This is a genomic window from Methylobacterium crusticola (assembly GCF_003574465.1).
GTDB lineage: Bacteria > Pseudomonadota > Alphaproteobacteria > Rhizobiales > Beijerinckiaceae > Methylobacterium > Methylobacterium crusticola.
Genome location: NZ_QOWC01000190.1, coordinates 1 through 16,493, shown reverse-complemented (window position 1 = coordinate 16,493; position 16,493 = coordinate 1). Strand labels below are relative to the sequence as shown.

Annotated in this window: 13 protein-coding genes and 2 pseudogenes; 2 read left to right on the top strand and 13 right to left on the bottom strand. The window is 65.2% G+C overall.

Translation table 11 applies throughout. The features are described 5' to 3' along the window. Nucleotides 1-246: 246 nt before the first annotated feature. The 12 genes and pseudogenes from DT057_RS29385 to DT057_RS29330 all read right to left on the bottom strand — a co-directional run bounded on the left by DT057_RS29385 (nucleotide 247) and on the right by DT057_RS29330 (nucleotide 13,653). On the bottom strand, nucleotides 247-1,065 hold the full coding sequence (locus DT057_RS29385; protein WP_128565607.1) for a FadR/GntR family transcriptional regulator: 819 nt from the start codon (nucleotides 1,063-1,065) through the stop codon (nucleotides 247-249). After that, a pseudogene (hydA, locus tag DT057_RS29380) lies at nucleotides 1,037-2,466 on the bottom strand (dihydropyrimidinase). Before hydA ends, DT057_RS29385 begins: the two are co-directional and overlap by 29 nt. A 12-nt stretch (nucleotides 2,467-2,478) precedes the next feature. Next, nucleotides 2,479-3,006: an ureidoglycolate lyase gene (locus DT057_RS29375; RefSeq protein WP_128565606.1), complete on the bottom strand. Its 528-nt coding sequence runs from the start codon at nucleotides 3,004-3,006 to the stop codon at nucleotides 2,479-2,481. Continuing rightward, a complete protein-coding gene (locus DT057_RS29370) occupies nucleotides 3,006-3,764 on the bottom strand; it encodes an SDR family NAD(P)-dependent oxidoreductase (RefSeq protein WP_128565605.1) in 759 nt (252 codons plus the stop codon). Before DT057_RS29370 ends, DT057_RS29375 begins: the two co-directional genes overlap by 1 nt. 10 nt (nucleotides 3,765-3,774) lie before the next feature. Then, nucleotides 3,775-4,692 (bottom strand): NAD-dependent epimerase/dehydratase family protein, encoded by a 918-nt coding sequence (locus DT057_RS29365; RefSeq protein ID WP_128565604.1) that lies wholly within the window; start codon nucleotides 4,690-4,692, stop codon nucleotides 3,775-3,777. After that, entirely contained in the window at nucleotides 4,692-6,338 is a 1,647-nt protein-coding gene (locus tag DT057_RS29360; RefSeq protein WP_238314394.1) for an ATP-binding cassette domain-containing protein, read from the bottom strand. Before DT057_RS29360 ends, DT057_RS29365 begins: the two co-directional genes overlap by 1 nt. Then, nucleotides 6,335-7,180, bottom strand: coding sequence for an ABC transporter permease (locus DT057_RS29355; protein ID WP_238314393.1), 846 nt, complete (start codon nucleotides 7,178-7,180; stop codon nucleotides 6,335-6,337). The genes DT057_RS29360 and DT057_RS29355 overlap by 4 nt, the downstream gene beginning before the upstream one ends. After that, entirely contained in the window at nucleotides 7,177-8,220 is a 1,044-nt protein-coding gene (locus DT057_RS29350; RefSeq protein ID WP_238314391.1) for an ABC transporter permease, read from the bottom strand. Before DT057_RS29350 ends, DT057_RS29355 begins: the two co-directional genes overlap by 4 nt. Before the next feature lie 77 nt (nucleotides 8,221-8,297). After that, on the bottom strand, nucleotides 8,298-9,989 hold the full coding sequence (locus DT057_RS29345) for an ABC transporter substrate-binding protein (RefSeq protein WP_128565602.1): 1,692 nt from the start codon (nucleotides 9,987-9,989) through the stop codon (nucleotides 8,298-8,300). Nucleotides 9,990-10,266: 277 nt separating this feature from the next. Beyond that, nucleotides 10,267-11,926: pseudogene (locus DT057_RS29340) on the bottom strand (IS1182 family transposase). A gap of 293 nt (nucleotides 11,927-12,219) precedes the next feature. Further along, complete coding sequence (locus DT057_RS29335) at nucleotides 12,220-12,960, bottom strand: SDR family NAD(P)-dependent oxidoreductase (RefSeq protein WP_128565609.1); 741 nt, start codon at nucleotides 12,958-12,960, stop codon at nucleotides 12,220-12,222. A 42-nt stretch (nucleotides 12,961-13,002) separates the two neighbouring features. Then, nucleotides 13,003-13,653: a hydrolase gene (locus tag DT057_RS29330; protein ID WP_128565608.1), complete on the bottom strand. Its 651-nt coding sequence runs from the start codon at nucleotides 13,651-13,653 to the stop codon at nucleotides 13,003-13,005. A 144-nt stretch (nucleotides 13,654-13,797) separates the two neighbouring features. On the opposite strand from DT057_RS29330, the gene DT057_RS29325 reads away from it, so the two are divergent. Both DT057_RS29325 and DT057_RS29320 read left to right on the top strand, forming a co-directional pair. Further along, nucleotides 13,798-14,712: a LysR family transcriptional regulator gene (locus DT057_RS29325; RefSeq protein WP_128565601.1), complete on the top strand. Its 915-nt coding sequence runs from the start codon at nucleotides 13,798-13,800 to the stop codon at nucleotides 14,710-14,712. Nucleotides 14,713-14,850: 138 nt separating this feature from the next. Continuing rightward, entirely contained in the window at nucleotides 14,851-15,786 is a 936-nt protein-coding gene (locus tag DT057_RS29320) for a pirin family protein (RefSeq protein WP_128565600.1), read from the top strand. Between the two features lie 213 nt (nucleotides 15,787-15,999). Here the strand turns inward: DT057_RS29320 and DT057_RS29315 are convergent, their stop codons facing one another. Then, the gene (locus DT057_RS29315; RefSeq protein WP_238314389.1) at nucleotides 16,000-16,398 is read right to left on the bottom strand and encodes a LysR substrate-binding domain-containing protein; all 399 of its coding nucleotides are present in this window, start codon (nucleotides 16,396-16,398) and stop codon (nucleotides 16,000-16,002) included. Nucleotides 16,399-16,493 lie beyond the last annotated feature (95 nt).

Below are 16,493 nucleotides of genomic sequence, written 5' to 3'. Positions count from 1 at the left end.
CAAGTGAGACACTTTAACTTTGCGCCTACACGAGACGCTCGCAAAAAATCGGCTTATGGAACCGGGTACTTCTGCGAGGATCTTTGAGCAGGCGCAAGGGCCCTTTCCCGTACGCGTACTGCCGTCGACAATCAATTTAAGATCAAGACAGGTCATCATGCAAATAGACCCATCTACGTTTTGGGTCAATGCTGCATGAGCTAAGCCCATGATAGTAAAGCAATAAAGCCTTTCCAAGTTGCAGGCTTAATAATTGTCAAATCTACCCTCAATGCCGCTTCGCGTCGCCGTCCGCATGAGATGTAAGCGCATGTAGTAGCCTGCTCCATCGGGATCGTGCTGATCAAATGCTTTGACGATGTCGACATGCTCATCGACGGGCTCCCAAAGCCGGTCGCGCGCGAGCAGCGGCAGCCGATGCGCCTCCAGGATGATACTGTCCGTCATCGCGTACACCTCGGGAAACAGCTTGTTGCCGGAGAACCCGATGATCTTGGCGTGGAACTCCGCATCGATGCGCGCGCTGAGCTCAAGATCCGAGGCGCGGATAGCGCGTTTCATCTCCTCAACATTGGCCCTGAGCTCGGCCACTTCCGTTGGGGAGACACGCGTAGCGGCCAAGCGTGCCGTGAAGGTCTCAATCAACAGCCTGAACTGGAAGACGTCGACTTGGGAGAAGCGTCCCTGAAAGCGCCATCGCGGTGGGGCACCATGCTCGGCGTGCGGCTGGCAGACGACGGCTCGCCGTCCCGGTTGGATCTCAATGAAGCCCAGGGTCTCGAGGACGCTAAGCGCCTCCCGAAGCGATGGGCGGCTCACCCCAAGGCTCGCCGCCAGCTCGCGTTGCGGCGGAAGGTTGTCTCCTGGAGCGAGTGTTCCCGAAGCGATCATCTCCTGAATGCGACGAACCGCGTCGTGCGACACAGGGAAGCGTTGTGGCAACTGGAGATTTCCACCTTGACGCTCCTCTGAGCTTTCAGTCGTTTCGATCCAGTCGCCCACGCTATCGTCCATTTCCGCCCCTGCTCGCCCCAGCTTACCGGACGTCACGGGCTGGAACAGCATAGGGAGATCGGCGGCGCTCAAGGAAACGTCCGTCTGACTTCTCTCCGACGATCTTGCCCTCTTGGGCCGCGACCTTGCCGCGCAGAAGCGTCATGACTGGCCAACCTGTGACCTGCTGCCCCTCGTAGGGCGTGTAGTCGGTGCCGTGATGCATCAGGGATTGGCTGATCGTTTCCTTCCGATTGGGATCCCAAAGCACGACATCAGCGTCGAAGCCTGGCGCTATGGAGCCCTTCTCGGGGTAGAGGCCATAGATCTTGGCGTGGTTCGTCGACGTGAGCGCCACGAACTCGTTGGCCGTGATGCGGCCTTCAACGACTCCCCTGGAGAACAGGATGGGCATGCGCGTCTCGACGCTCGGGGTACCGTTTGGCACCCATCTAAAAGAGGTTCGGGCTTTCGGGTTAAGCTTGCCCATCTCGCCCTCGTAGAAGAAGGGGCAGTGATCCGACGAGAACGTCTGAAATACACCTGTCTTGATGCCGCTCCAAATGGCTTCCCAACTCGCATGATCTCGCGGAGGTGGGGAACAAACGTACTTGCCGCCACTCTCGTCCATGTTAAGACCTTTTAAATCGTTGGTAGTCAAAGCGATGTACGGGGGCAGGTCTCGCCGTAGATCTTCAGGCCGCGGTTCTGAGCCCAGCGGATCTGCTCCATTGCCTCCCGCCCTGAGACGTGAACCACCATGATCGGCACATCGGTGAGCTCCGCATGACTGATTGCACGATGGGTGGCTTCCCGCTCGACGCTCTCCGGCCGGGACACTGCGTGGTAATATGGTGCCTTACTGCCAGCGGCCTCGAGCCGCTCCGTCATGAATTTGATCGCGTCATAGCCTTCGCAGTCGACCATGACGAGCGCCCGGCAGTTGCGCGCGCAGCTGAACACCTCGAGCAGCTGCCGGTCATTGAGCGCCATGTCGTCGTAGGTCCTGAAGACCTTGAACGAGGTATATCCGTCATCGACTAGCGCCGGCAGCTCCTGCGCGAGCACCGAGGGAGTCGGATCGGTGATGATCAAGTGAAAGCCGTAATCGCAGAAGGATTGTCCATCTGCCTCCTCGTGATAGTCCACAACCGAGCCTCGTAAGGAGGCACCTCGCGGCTGGAGCGCGAAGGGGATCACCGTCGTGTTGTCGCCCGCGATGGCCGAGCGAGTGCCAGTCTCGAAGCCGTCGGCCATGGTGGGGCCGCCGAAGGCGGGCTGGGCCAAGTGGACGTGGCTGTCGATACCGCCTGGCATGACCATCAGGCCGCACGCGTCGATCGTCTTGGCTCCGTCATCGAGGTTCTCAGTCACCGCGACGATCTTGCCGCTGCGGATGCCGACGTCAGCCATGAAGGAATCCGAGGCGGTGACAACGGTTCCGCCCCGAATCACCACGTCGAACTGGCTCATGGATGGCTCCTTTTAAGCAGCGTCGACAAGGATGCCTCGGGCGGTGACGGTCACGATCTCGCAGTCGGCGTCGCTCCCCTCCTGCCAAGATTGGACGAGGAACTGAGCCGCCCTGCCGAGCGCCGCGATCGGGTGGTGCCACAATCCTGGCCGGTAGATCACGCCCTGACGCGACGCGCAGCGGAATGCGGTGAGGGTCTCGAAATCCGGTCCGCCGTTAGACCTGCTCAGGCAAACGATGACCGCGTGGTCACCGCCGCCGAGCGGCATGATGAGCTGGGGGCTGTTGGCATGGCGTTCCAGGATGCGGAGAGCTCGCAAGTCTCGCGCCTCCGCGTCGTAGATCGAGGTGACTAGCCGGAAGCCGGCACGCGCGTCGGCTGCGGCGAAGGCATGGACATCGTGGCGCAGGGCTGTTCCCTCGTTCACGGCAGTGGTGGGGCGGTTCATCTCCACGAGCGTGCCAAAAGGCGCGAAGGCGTCGCGGCTGACCGGCCGCAAGCGCAGCTGCGTGATGGTATTCGGCATGGGTTGGATCATCACACCATCACGTCGCCGCCGTTCGGCGACAGGTTCTGCCCGCAGAAGTTGCGCCCTCCCACCTCCGAGGCGAGCAGCAGCGCCGTTGGTGCGATTTCCTCCACTTGGCCGAAGCGGCCGACAGGGAGTTGCGCCATCTTCATGGCGCGCCAGTCGTCAGACAGGCTCGACAGGATGTCGGTTTCAACGGGTCCCGGCGCGATGGCGTTCACCATGACGTTGTGCCGGGCGCCTTCGTAGCTGAGCGCCCGGGTGAAGCCCACGATGCCGGCCTTGGCAGCGCAATAATGCGCGAGCCCCGGCGCGCCCTTGTAGGCGAGTTGCGACGACGTGAGAATGATGCGGCCGTAGCCCCTCTCCACCATTCCGGCGAAGAAGGCTTGCGTGATCAGGAATGTCCCGCGTAGATGAACCCCGATCATACGGTCCCATTCGGCAAGTGTGATATCAATAAAAGCCTTATCGCCGCCGATGCCAGCACAGTTCACTAGAATATCAACAGGACCTAATAGGTCATCGCACCAAGCCTTGACCTCAACCACCGAGCTTTCGGAGGACACGTCGCACTCTACAGTTGAGGCGTCGTAACCTTGTGCTATCAAGGTGGTCACCACTTCGGCAGCCTGAGCCGCACGTTGGTGATGACCGATACCTACCTTCGCGCCGTGGGCGGCGAACAGATCCACGATGGCGCGGCCGATGCCGCTGTTACCGCCGACCACGAAGGCGGTTCGGCCAGCAAGCGAGAAGGTTTCCATCGATACATCCTCAGGAGGCGGACTGATCAGCGAGCCAGGCTGCATAGGCGCGGATGCCGGACTCGAGGCTGTGGCGGGGTGCGTAGCCTAAGTCCCGCTCCGCCGCCGCGATTTCGAAGCGCTGCTGCACGTCGTCGAACGGATCGGGGCCAGCGCCCAGCTCGATGTCAGCGCGGGGAAAGATGGAGCGAACCAGATCCGCGACCTCGCCTAGCGTCATGTATGTGCCGCCTGTGATCGTGTAGATCCGCCGCGGCAGATCGGTTTTGTCGAAGGCCGCCACGAGCGCGCCGGCGGCGTCCTCGACGTAGATGTACTGTCTGGGAAAGTCACGGCCGAACGGCAGGCGCGTGGGACGGCCCGCTTGGGCATCGGTGATCATGGTGCGGATTGCGCAATCCGTGCTGCGGCGAGGCCCGTAGACCCACGACAGACGCAGGCTCGTGCCATCGAGGCCGTACTGGGCCGCGTAGGCTGACACGAGTTGCTCGCCTGCCACCTTGCTGGCGCCGTACACGGTCGTGGGCCGCATCGCGATGTCCTCCGGCACCGGCGCGGGCGGCGTTGGTCCGTATGCGCTGGTGGAGGAGCAGTAGACGAGGCGGGAGGCTCCCTGCACCCGGGCCACTTCCAACACGTTGGCGGTGCCAACGATGTTGACCGCCACCATAGAGAACGGATTATCGCGAGCCACCATTGGCCCTGAATGGGCGCCGCAGTGAATGACCCCCTCGAGCCCGTCCCGCGCGAGTTCGTGGAGCCGGTGGACGTCGCCGAGGTCGCATTCCGTGATCGGACTGCAGGTGCCGCGCCCCGGCGTGCGATCGACCGCGATGACGCGGTTGCCGCGCGCCTCCAGCATCTGCCGGACCATGTTGCCCAAGAGGCCGGCGGCCCCCGTGACGAGGATCGGTGCCTTCTCGGACATCACACAACCTGCTTGAGGGATGCGGGGTGCGCTGGAAGGTCTCCTTCGATGGGGAGCTCTGCAGCCAGCAGCATCTTGGTGTAGGGGTCCTGCGGCGCCGAGAAGATGCGCTCTGTCTCCCCGTGCTCGACGATCTTGCCGTAGCGCATGACGGCGACGTTGTGGGCGAGCGAGCGCACTGAGTTGAGGTCGTGGGTGATGAACAACGCCGACAGGCCGATGCGCGCCTGGAGCTCGCGCACGAGGTCGATGATCTGGGCACGGACCCGGATGTCGAGCGCGGTGGTGGGTTCGTCAAAGACCACGAAGTCGGGATCGGTGGCGAGCGCACGCGCGACCCCGACGCGCTTCTGCTCGCCGGCCGTGAGCTGGTGCGGGTAGAGTGTCCGCACGCGGCGGGGCAGGTGCACGAGGTCGAGCAGCCGCTCCACTTGGGCTGCGCGCGGAGCCCGCCCGCCGTCGGCCAGCAGCGCGAGAGGCTCGCTGACCAAGTCCTCGACCTGCCAGCGAGGGTTGAGCGCCACGTACGGCTCCTGGAAGACGACCTGGAGGCGCCGCCGCATCCCACGGAACGCGCGTTCGGTCAGGCCTAGGATCTCCGTTCCGTCGAACACTGCCGACCCCGAGTCCGCGGGAAGCAGCTTGAGCAAGCACTGTCCGACGGTAGTCTTCCCCGACCCGCTCTCTCCGACGAGAGCCAGGGTCTCCGCTTGGCGGACCGAGAAGGAGACACCGTCGATGGCGCGCACCACGGTCTGGCCGCCATCCACCACGAAGGTCTTGCGTAGATCCTTGACGTCGAGCAGAGGCGGGTGCTCAATGGCACCGTCAGCTCCGGCCGCGTCCATGGGCGTGGGCCGCACCTTCGCGGCGTCCAGCAAGGCTTGGCTGTAGGGCGTCTCGGGCCCGCGCAGGAACGCGGTCACCGGCTTCATCTCAACGAGGTGACCGCCTTGCATGATGCCGACCCGGTCGCAGTAATGCGACACGATGCCGAGATCGTGGGTGATCAGCAGCACGCCGAGACCGAGTTCCCGTCCCTTGCTGGCGAGCAGATCCAGTACCTGGGCCTGGATGGTGGCGTCGAGCCCTAACGTTGCGTCGTCGGCCAGGATCAGCTTGGGACCGGCGATCAGGGCCATGGCGATGATGATGCGCTGGGCCATACCGCCCGACATCTCGTGCGGGTACGCGTCGAAGCGGGCCTCCGGATTGACGATGCCGACCTGGCGGAAGACGTCAATTGTGCGCCGGCGCGCCTCAGCCTTGCCGACCTTGTGGTGCGCGCGGAGCACACGCATCACCTGAGTTCCCACGGTCGCAACGGGGTCGAGGAGGAGCTTGGCATTGGTGCCAATCAGCGCCACCTCGCCGCCGCGGAGTTCGCGCTTCTCGGCATCCGAGAGCCCGCTCACCGAGCGCCCCTCCACTTGGATCTCGCCTCGCACGACGCGGCCTCCCGGAGGCAGCAAGTCAATGATGGCGCGGGTCAGCACGGACTTACCGGCGCCGGTCTCGCCCACGATGCCGACGATCTCGCCCCGCCCAATCCTGAAGCTGACGTCGGTGAGCACGGAGCCCGCTCCACCGAAGGCGACCGTGAGGTTCTCGACCTTGAGGAGGGATACGTTGGCCGAGCCGCTCACGATATCGTCTCCGCGCTGGGATCGGTCACCGCGCGTGCGTAGTCGCCGAGGAGCGCGAAGCACAGCACCGAGAACACGATGGCCAGACCCGGAAACAGCGCCACCCACCATACGCCCAGGATCATCAGCTGGGCGCCGGTGCTGACCATGAGCCCCCATTCAGGCGTCGGCATGCGCACGCCCGCGCCGATAAACGACAGGCCGGCGGTGAGCAGGATCGCCATGCCAATGCTGATCGAGACCTGCACGATCACGGGCGTTAGCGCATTCGGCAGGATGTGGCGGAACATGATCGACAAGTCCGTAGCGCCGCTGCAGCGTGCCGCGCTGATGAACGGCCGCTCGCGGAGCGACAGGACCTCGGCACGGATGAGGCGCGCGAACATAGGGATGAAGAGCACGGCCAGCACGATGGCCACGTTCCACACCTCCTGCCCGAGAACGGACACGAGCGCCATGCCGAGCACGAACACTGGGAAGGATTGAATGAAGTCGAAGGCGCGCATGACGAGCGAGCTCAACGGGTTCTTGTAGAAGCCGATCACCAAGCCAATCGGCACGCCGATCGCAAAGGCCCCTGCAACCGCCACGATGCTGATGAGCAGGTTGATGCGCGTTGCGAACACCACGCGCGAGAAGATGTCCATGCCCGACACATCGGTGCCGAACCAGTGGGCTGTGGACGGCGGCTGGAGGGAGTTGAGCGGGTCGGCGTCGACGGGCGAGTAGGGCGCGATCGCGGGCGCGAACACGATGGCAACGATCTGCAGGACAAGGAGGAGCAGCCCGATCGCGGCTGCCGCGCCGAGATGCCGGCGCATGGAAGCGGGTAGGCGTGTCATACCTTGATCCTCGGATCCGCGAATTCGTAGAGGATGTCGACCACCATGTAGACGAGCAGGATGAAGGCGGCTGCGACCAGCACGAAGCCTTGCAGGGCCGGATAGTCACTGTTCGTCACGGCTTGCACCGCGTACTGGCCAAGGCCACCCCAGGCGAAGATGGTCTCAACCAGCACGGCCGCGCCGAGCAGGAACCCGAACAGGAAGCCGACGAGCGTGATGATGGGCGGCAGGCTGTTGCGCAACGCGCTGCGCACGATCACGCGCTCAGGCAGGCCGCAGGCGCGGGCGTGGCGGATGAAGTCGGAGCGATAGACGTCGCCGAAGACCGTCCGAGTCAGCTTCATCAGCGCACCTGCGTTGACGATCGTCAACGTCAGCACCGGTAGAGCGAGCCGGGCTGCGGCCGAGCCGAGCGCCTCCCAGTTGCCCGTCAGGAGGCTGTCGACCGTGTAGAAGCCGGTGATCCGCTGCGGCGGGGTCAGCAGCGCGTCGATGCGGCCGAACGGCGCCGGCGCGATCCCGGCGAGCGAGAACAGGAAGAAGATGAGGAGAAGCGCGACCCAGAAGTCCGGGATGGCGCCCGCGGCGAGCCCATAGATGCGGCTCGCGTGATCGATGATGCCGCCGCGCCGCACCGTGGCGGCGACCGCGACTGCGACGCCGATGAGGATCGTCACCAGCATCGCCCAGACAATGAGCTCGAGCGTGGCCGGGGCGCGCTCCTGGAGGTCTGTCAGCACCGGGTTAGATGTGAAGATGGAGGTACCGAGGTCACCGTGCACAACGTTGCCAACATAGTGCAGGAACTGCACCCAGATGCTGTCGTTGAGGCCGAGGCGCTCGCGCAAGCTCTGGATGGCCTCAGGCGTCGCCATGTTGCCGAGAAGCAGGAGCGTCGGGTCGCCCGGTAGCAACCGGATCAAGATGAACGTCACCAGCATGACCCCAAACATCTGAGGGACCAGGATGCCGACCCGGCTCAGGATGATCCGGAGAGGTCGCGGCAACCGCCGCCACATCGAGAAGAAGCTTTTCACATCTCACTCCCCCTTTGGAACTCCGCGCCGCCCGCCGGCACGAAGACGCGAGTTTCCTTCCACGGGATTGGGAGGCCTCACTCCTTGTAGAAGTCGTACCAGTTGTTGCCGTTGGGCGTGTACCAGGAGTAGCCCTTCACGCTGGCTCGCGTGGCGAGTTGGTAGCCGGGGTTCATCAGGAACACCCAAGGCGCCTGCTCTATGACGATTTCTTGTACGCGGCGCATGCCCTCGACGCGCTTCGCCTCGTCGGTCGTGGTCAACCCGGTATTGATGAGCTGATCTACCTCGGCGCTCTTGAAGCGCGAGTAGTTGATGAGCGAGCTGCTGTTGAGCCAGAGGTTGGCCACGTAGGCTGCATCGGGCACGATGGCCATATCGCGGAAGAAGTACATGGGCATTTCGCCCTTGGTGTACTTGTCTACCAACGTCGAGGCCGGCAGTTTCTGAAGCTCAACTTCCACTCCGGCTCTAGCGAAGGCGGTCTTGAGGACGAGAGCGATCTCCTCCTCGATGGGCTCACCCGTCCGATAGCCGATCTGCGTCCTGAAGCCATCGGGTAGGCCAGCCTCCCTCAAAAGTCCCTTCGCTTTCGCGACGTCGTAGCCGTATTTGAAATAGCCATCGGTAAAAGCAGGATAGATTTCGGAAATGGGACTCTTGGTGGGTCTCGCTGTGTCGAAATAAACAGCCTTCAATATATCGTCGCGTGGGACGAGGTAGTTCATGGCTTGGCGGACCTTCGTATTGTCGAAGGGCGGCCTCCCGTTGAACATCTCCACGCGGTGGATATAATTGCCGTACACTTTCCAGATCTTCACGCTCGGGATCTTCGCGAGCAGGTTCAGCTCGCGCGGCACGAGCCACTCGGCCACGTCGACCGAGCCAGCCTGCAGCGCCGCCACACGATTCGACGAGGTCGGCATCTCGCGGAAGATGACGCGTCGCAGCGTCGGAGCACCGCGCCAGTAGTTCGGGTTCGCCTCGTAGCCGACTTCCTGGCCGGGGACATTCTTGACAACATGGTAAGGTGCGAACGAGGCCGAATGATTGGCCAGCCACTTCGATGCCCAGGGATCTTCATTCGTCACGTGCTTCTTGACCTCGGCGGCGTCTAAGATGCCGAGGTCGTTGTTCACCCAGATGCGATCGAGCAGCGGTGAAGGATGAGGGATTGACACCTGCACGGTCTGAGCATCGATTTTCTTAAAGGCCTTGTCGAACTCCTCGATTTTGAGGACCTGAGTCATGTACCACCGGAAAGTCGCCTTGAGGTTCCAGCCCCGCGAGAAGGTCCACATCAGGTCGTCGGCTGAAAGCTCGTTGCCGTCGTAGCTCTTCACACCCGTGCGCAGGTGGAAGGTGATGGACGTCTTGTCCGGCGACAGGTCGTAGGTTTCGGCGATGCCGCCGACGATCTTGCTGAAATCCTCGATTGTGATCCCATCGCTGTTCTTGGCCGGTGCATAGTTCAGCAGACGCTCGTAGATGTTGCGCCGCGCCTCATGACTCGCTTCCGTGGGTGGATATTCCTGATCCAGCGACTCGGGGGTGCGCGGCCCGGCCACGATGAGGGTGGTCTTGGCGTCCTGGGCTGCGGCCGGAGCCGCATACCCACCCACGATCGCCACGGCCAAGGCGACCGAGATGCCGGCCCACGAGCTCCAAGAGCTATGGTCAGTCCGGCCTGACCAAGGGACCCCGGCCTTGACTCCCTTACCTGTCAGCCAGAGCGCACCATCGTGTCGAACTGCTTGCAGTTTCAGCATCACGATGCTCCTCTATCGTTGCTGAGCGCTCCAGCCGGGACATCGGGCGGAAGCACGCATCGCTGACGACCATGCTATTTGGCCTTACCAGAATGTCGATGTCAAATTTTGGTCAGACCAAGATTTGCAGATAGGCACTTTGAGTGCCGTTTAATCATCATGAGCACCATGTATCCAACCGTCGCCGTTGGTGGTGAGCTGGGCCCCGCTCCATACCCGTAAGCAAACTTTGCCATATATCCAGAAAACGACCGGACACTGTTGGCGAAGTCGGCAGCTAAGCCGTGAGTGCCTTGAAGCGTGAGGTGCGCGTGGGGGCCAGCGGCCGCAGCGCGAACCAAGCGGCAAGGCGATCCAGGTTGAGAGCGGCCGCCGTCGCCACACTCTGGAGGGTCGTCTTGGCCAGCCCACGGTAGCGGGCCCGGCGCAGGCCGAAGCGGCGCACGCCCTGCGAGATCGTCGCCTCGATGCCTTGCCGCTGCCCGTAGAGCCGCCGCCCCTCATCGCTCTCCAGACGCTCTCGCGCACCTGCCAGGGCCTCATGCTCAGCGCGCGGATGCAGGCTGAGCCGGCGGCTCCCCGCCCGGGTGCAGCGCGGTTTGGCGGAACACGCCCGGCAGACGGCAGGGCTGACGCCCCCGCGGATGAACGGCCGTCCGCTCGCCTTGTCCCGGTAGGCGCGCCAGCTCGTGCTCTCACGGCTCTTGGGGCACCTCACGCGCTGGTGCTCCCAGCCGACCGCAATGTCGGTGACGTGGAACGCTCCTTCCTCCCTCGTCTGCCATCCCTGCCTCGGCCGGGCGGGGCCGACCAGGATGACGCCGTACCGCTCGCGTGCCGCAACCAGGTGCTCAGCGCTGACGTAGGCCGCATCGACCAGGTGCTCGGAGGGGATCAGATCCAGGCCTGCCAGTCCGGCATGGATCGCGCCGGTGCGCATCGCTTCGTGCACGTTGGCCGGTGTGGTGCCGGTGTGAACGACCAGCCGAGGCAGGTTAGGGTCGCAGGTCTCGGTCAGGTGGACCATGTATCCGGTCCACGCCGTTCCAGACTTGGCCCGGAACCGGGCCTCGACGCCGTAGGGCGACTCGATCCGGTCGCCGGGCCGACGTCCCTGCACCGGCCGGAGCCGGACGCTGGTACCGGCGGGCGGGCTGCCCTCCCGTTCGCGCGCGAAGTGCCGTGCCCACACCCGGCGCAGCACGGCCACGGCTGGCGCGGCCGCCGCGAGGGGTGGGGAGCCTGCACCAGCCAGCGCATCGAGCAGGCGATAGCCGTCGGCTCCGACCTGGAGCACAACCGCCTCGCGCTTGGGTCCGGCCTCCGGCAGGCGCGCGTCTTCGATGCAGCGGTCGTGGCGCGTGCCACTCGGGCGGGGCGAGGCTCCGCAGCCAGTCGGGAGCGAGGGTCGCGACGGTGTTGAGCGCCGCCCGCAGCGTCTCGGCCAGCAGTTCCACGCGGTTGAGGTCGCGCACTGCGGCCAGCACGTGGGTGCGGTCGGTCCGTTGACGCCCGCGCGCCTTGAGCACGCCCTGGTCGCGCGCGTCATCGAGTATGCAGGTCAGCAGCCGTTTGGTTGCCTCGTGCTGCAGCAGTCGGCCGCGAAACTCACACAGGACGCTGTGGTCGAAGCCGGGATCGGCCAGATCAAGACCCAGCAGGTACGTCCAGTCGATCCGGGCCCGAACCGCGTCAGCTGCCTGACGGTCGCTGAGGCCTTCGCGAAACTGCAAGAGGGTGACGAGGGCCAAGCGCCAGGGTGCGCAGGCCGGGTGGCCGCGGGCGGGATAGAGGTCAGCGAACTCGGCATCAGCGAAGATCGGGCCGAGCCGCGTGCGCAGAAGCAGGTAGGGGTTGCCACGCCGGAACGCCGTTTGAGCGACGCGGGCGGTATCCTCGGGCACTGGCGGCAGCGAGAGTTGGGGTCGGAGCGACATAGGCGACCTCCGAACGGGACGGCCAGCCTACACCCTCAGGCCCGTTCCAAGAATTCGCCAGCAGTGTCCGGTTGTTTTATTGCTAGTGGAACCCGAGCAGCGGAATGACCGCTCGGGATGGTGAGCCTTCGTGGGGTTGCCGCCCGAAAGCCGACATTCAGCTTGGCACCCATTGCGGCAGGTCAGGCGGCTCCAGCCACTTCTCCGAAGCGGATGTTGCAGCAGCTCAGCTTAGCGGTCTGAGCAGCGCCACGAGCAGACCTTCTTATCTGGCTGAGGTGATTGGCGCAGCCTCAGGCATTAGCGCCACCGTCGACAGTGATGGCCGAGCCCGTGATCTGCCGACCCGAGGGGCCGGCGAGAAACACGACTGCCGCGCCGACGTCCTCGGGCTTCCCGAACCTGCCGAGCGCGTTGAAGCCCAGCTGCGCCTCGGCGTTGGGCCCTGTGGCCGGGTTGGCGTCGGTGTCGGTCGAGCCGGGATGGACCAGATTGACCGTGATGCCGCGCGGGCCGAGCTCCCGCGCGAGGCCCTTGTTGAAGGACACGAGGGCCGACTTTGTCAGCGAATAGACCGTCAGCCCTCCGAAGGGCACGCGCTCGGCGAGGGTGGAGCCAATCGAGACGATGCGCCCACCGTCGGGAAGGTGGGACAAGGCCGCTTGGGAGGCCAGGACGACTGCCCGAACGTTGACGTTCAGCAGCGCGTCGATGTCGGCGAGCGGGATCTCGGCGACCGGCCCGGCCCGGCCGATGCCGGCGTTGTTGACCAGGATGTCGAGCCCGCCGAGCGTCTCGGCCGCCTCGTCCACGGAACGCCTGACGGCCGCGGGGTCGGCGCTGTCCGCCTGGATCGCGAAGCCTCGGCCGCCGAGACGCTCGATCCTCGCCACCACCTCTCCGGACCGCCCGGCAGATGTCTCGTAGGTGACCGCGACGTCGGCCCCGGCCTTGGCCAGGGCCTCCGCGATGCCCGCGCCGATGCCGCGCGAACCCCCGGTCACCAGCGCACGCTTGCCTCTCAGATCGCTCATCATGCTCTCTCTGTCGCCGAAGATCGCGAGTCCTCGGGCCGGTTACCCGGCGGCCGGAACCGACGTGTTGAGGAGCTGCTGCTCCCAGAGGTAGGCGATGCCGCTGCCGGCGGCGTGCTGCTTGAGCACCTCGGTGAACGTGACGGCGCTCTCCAGGCGGGCCCAGTCGCGCTGCCATTCGGCCGCCAGCGCCAGCCAGGTCATCATGTTCACGCCGGCCCGGATCATGCGCTGGATGGCGACCTCGTGGGCCTCGAGTGAGGTGCCGCCGGAGGCGTCGGTGATGACCGTCACGTCCCAGCCTTCGCCCGCGGCCTGGATCGCCGGCATCGCGACGCAGATCTCGGTCCACAGCCCGGCGATGATCAACTGCTTGCGGCCCGTAGCCTTGACGGCGTCCACGACCTTCGGATCCTCCCAGGTGTTGATGAACGTCCGATCGATCACTTCCTGGCCCGGGAAGACGTCGGTGACCTGCGGGAAGATGACGCCGCCGCGTTCGGCGATGACGCTTGTGAGGATGGTAGGCACACTGAACACCTTCGCCGACTTCGCCAGGGCGGTCGTGTTGTTCACGAGCATGTGCGGATCGTGGCTGTTCAGGTTCGCGAGCTGGTAAGGCTGGTGATCGATCAAGACAAGGACTGAGTCCTCGGGGCGAAGTAGAGAGTCGAGTCCGTTCCGAAAAGCCATGTCCGAGATAAACCTCTGTTGGCGTTGGGCTTTGGCAAGCCACTCATTGACCGCCGTGTTGCCTGGGTTGACAGTGGCAGTTCTGATTTCGGTGCGATAGGGTGGCATTCAGCTACAGCGTGTCGTCAAATGGGGAACGGCGTCTTGGAGATCGAGGACCTGCGTACCTTCGTCGAGGTCGCCGACACCGGGGGTATCTCGTCGGCCGCACGCCGCCTCGGCGTGTCGAAGTCCATCGTCAGCCGAAGGCTTATCCGACTGGAGGCCGATCTCGGCGTCCAGCTCCTCGCCCGCAACACGCACGGCGCCTCGCTGACGGAGGCCGGGGCCACTTTCCGGGATCACGCGGCACGGGTCTGCGCCGAGATCGACGTCGCGAGGGAAACGGTGTCACCAGGCGGCGATCTCCGTGGCCGCCTGCGCGTAGCCATGCCGCTGACGTTCGGCCCGACACATTTCGCGCCGGTGATCGCGGAAATGGCCCGGCGCCATCCGCTGCTCCACGTCCATGCGACCTACGGTGACCGCTTCGTCGACCTCATCGCGGAGGGCTTCGATTGCGCAGTTCGGGTCGGGTACCTCGCGGACTCAAACCTGGTCGCGAGACGCGTCGGACCGATCCACGGGAACTTCGTCGCGAGCCCGGACTACGTCAGGGCGCACGGCTCGCCGGAGACGCTCGCGGAACTCGCCGGCCATCAGGCCCTGATGCAGGGGACAGAGACTTGGCAGTGCACGGACGGCGACGGGATCAGGACGTTCCGTCCGCAGGGCCGCTTCAAGGCGGACAACGGCGTCGCTCTTGCGGCGGCGGCCGCGGCAGGCCTCGGCATTGCTTGGCTCCCCGACTGCATCACCTACGCGTACATCGCCTCGGGCAGGCTCGTGCGGGTCATGACGCGACATGCACCGCCGCCGGCGGCCGCCTACGTCGTTCGGCCACCCGGCCTGCATGCCGCCCGCAAGGTGCAAGTCCTGACCGAACTGCTGATCGAGCACTTCGAAAGCTCGCCGGAGCTCTGGGGCCTGGACGCCGCGATGCGCAGGCGCGGTGCTTGAAGGGAGGCGTCCCGCATTCCGCGACACCGTTCGACGCCTCGGGCGACTACCCGCGCCACGCGGCCGCCGGCAAGACGGGACGACCGGCTCTCGACGTGACGACCCGTCCACGCCGCTCCGGATCGAGAGGATGACGTCATGAGCTGGAACCCGGCCCTGGAACCGCACTGTCCCGACGAGGTGGGCATCGACGCGGTCGAGACGCTCATCGTTCCCCGCGCGCGGGACCTCGGCGGCTTCGAGGTCCGGCGCGCCTTGCCGGCGCCGAACCGGCAGATGGTCGGGCCGTTCATCTTCTTCGACCAGGCCGGGCCCGCCGAACTGCTGACGGGCCAGGGCATCGACGTCCGGCCGCATCCGCATATCGGTCTGGGCACCGTCACCTACCTCTACCGTGGCGACTTCCATCACCGCGACAGCACCGGGGCCGACCAGGTCATCCGTCCCGGCGCGCTGAACTGGATGGTGGCGGGACGCGGCGTCACCCATTCGGAACGCACCACGGCGACGGCGCGACGCGGGCCAAACAGCCTGTTCGGGATCCAGACCTGGCTCGCCCTGCCTGAGAGCCACGAGGACGCGGCGCCGACGTTCGAGCATCACGGCAAGGGGGCGCTGCCGGTGATCGAGGACCGGGGCGTCTCCCTGCGCCTGATCCTCGGGATCGCCTACGGCAAGACCGCCCCCGCGACGATGTTCTCCGAGACCTTCTACGCCGACGTGATGCTTGAGGCGGGGAGCCTACTGCCGATGCCGGACGATCACGAGGACAGGGGCATCTACGTCGTGGACGGCTCGATCTCGGTCGCTGGCCGGGACTACGGGGCATCCCGGATGGTGGTCTTCCGCCCGGGCGACAGGATCACTGTCGCCGCGGGTGACCGGGGCGCGCGGTTGATGATCCTCGGCGGAGCGACGCTTGCCGGACCACGCTACATCTGGTGGAACTTCGTCGCCTCCTCCAAGGAGCGCATCGAGGCCGCGAAGGCGGAATGGCGCGCGCAGAAGTGGGGCGAGGGGCGCTTCGACCTTCCGGCCGGCGACCGGGACGAGCCCATCCCCCTTCCGGATTGACGGGGGACGAACGTACCCCGTCCGGCGACGCCTGCTCACCCATGTATCGCTGCCGATGGCCCCTTGCTGTAGGCCTGAGGGCTACGCCCCCTCTCGGTGCGAGACGCATAAATGATGGACGAGGGGATGAGTGTCAGGGCCGCCCGATCATACGGCTGCGGAACCTAGCTGTGCAGTCCCGGTGTGTGATGGTGCATCATCGATCCTGACGCGTCAGGAGGAGGATGGCCTGTGGCAAGCGTTCTTCACGGCAGCGCCCGCCCGGGCCGGATGCGTGGGTGGACGACCCAGTAGGGGGTGGGCGTCGAGCATCGGCCCGGAGGGTTGAACCAGCGCGTCGCTCGTCAGGACGTCGGCGGCAAGCACGAGCGACAGGAGCGCTATCCCCTGACCCGCAATCGCGGCCTGGATGACGTGACCTTCGTCGCTGAAGCGAATGCCCGCGCTGCCATTGACTTCGGTGATCCCGGCCTTCCGCAGCCAGGCCGGCCATGTCGGCGTCTCGTCGGTCGGGTGGGGCCACTCGAAGTGCAGCAGCGGGTAGCTTGCCAAATCTCTCTCGGATCGAACCGCGAGGCGAGGACTGCAAGCGGGTGCGACCCGGTCGACCACCAGCCTGTGGCCGTCGAGGTCGGGATGAGGGGGGCGGCCCGGCGGATACCCCCGGGTGGGTACCTGTCTGGTTGTGAGACCTCCTTGACATCGGC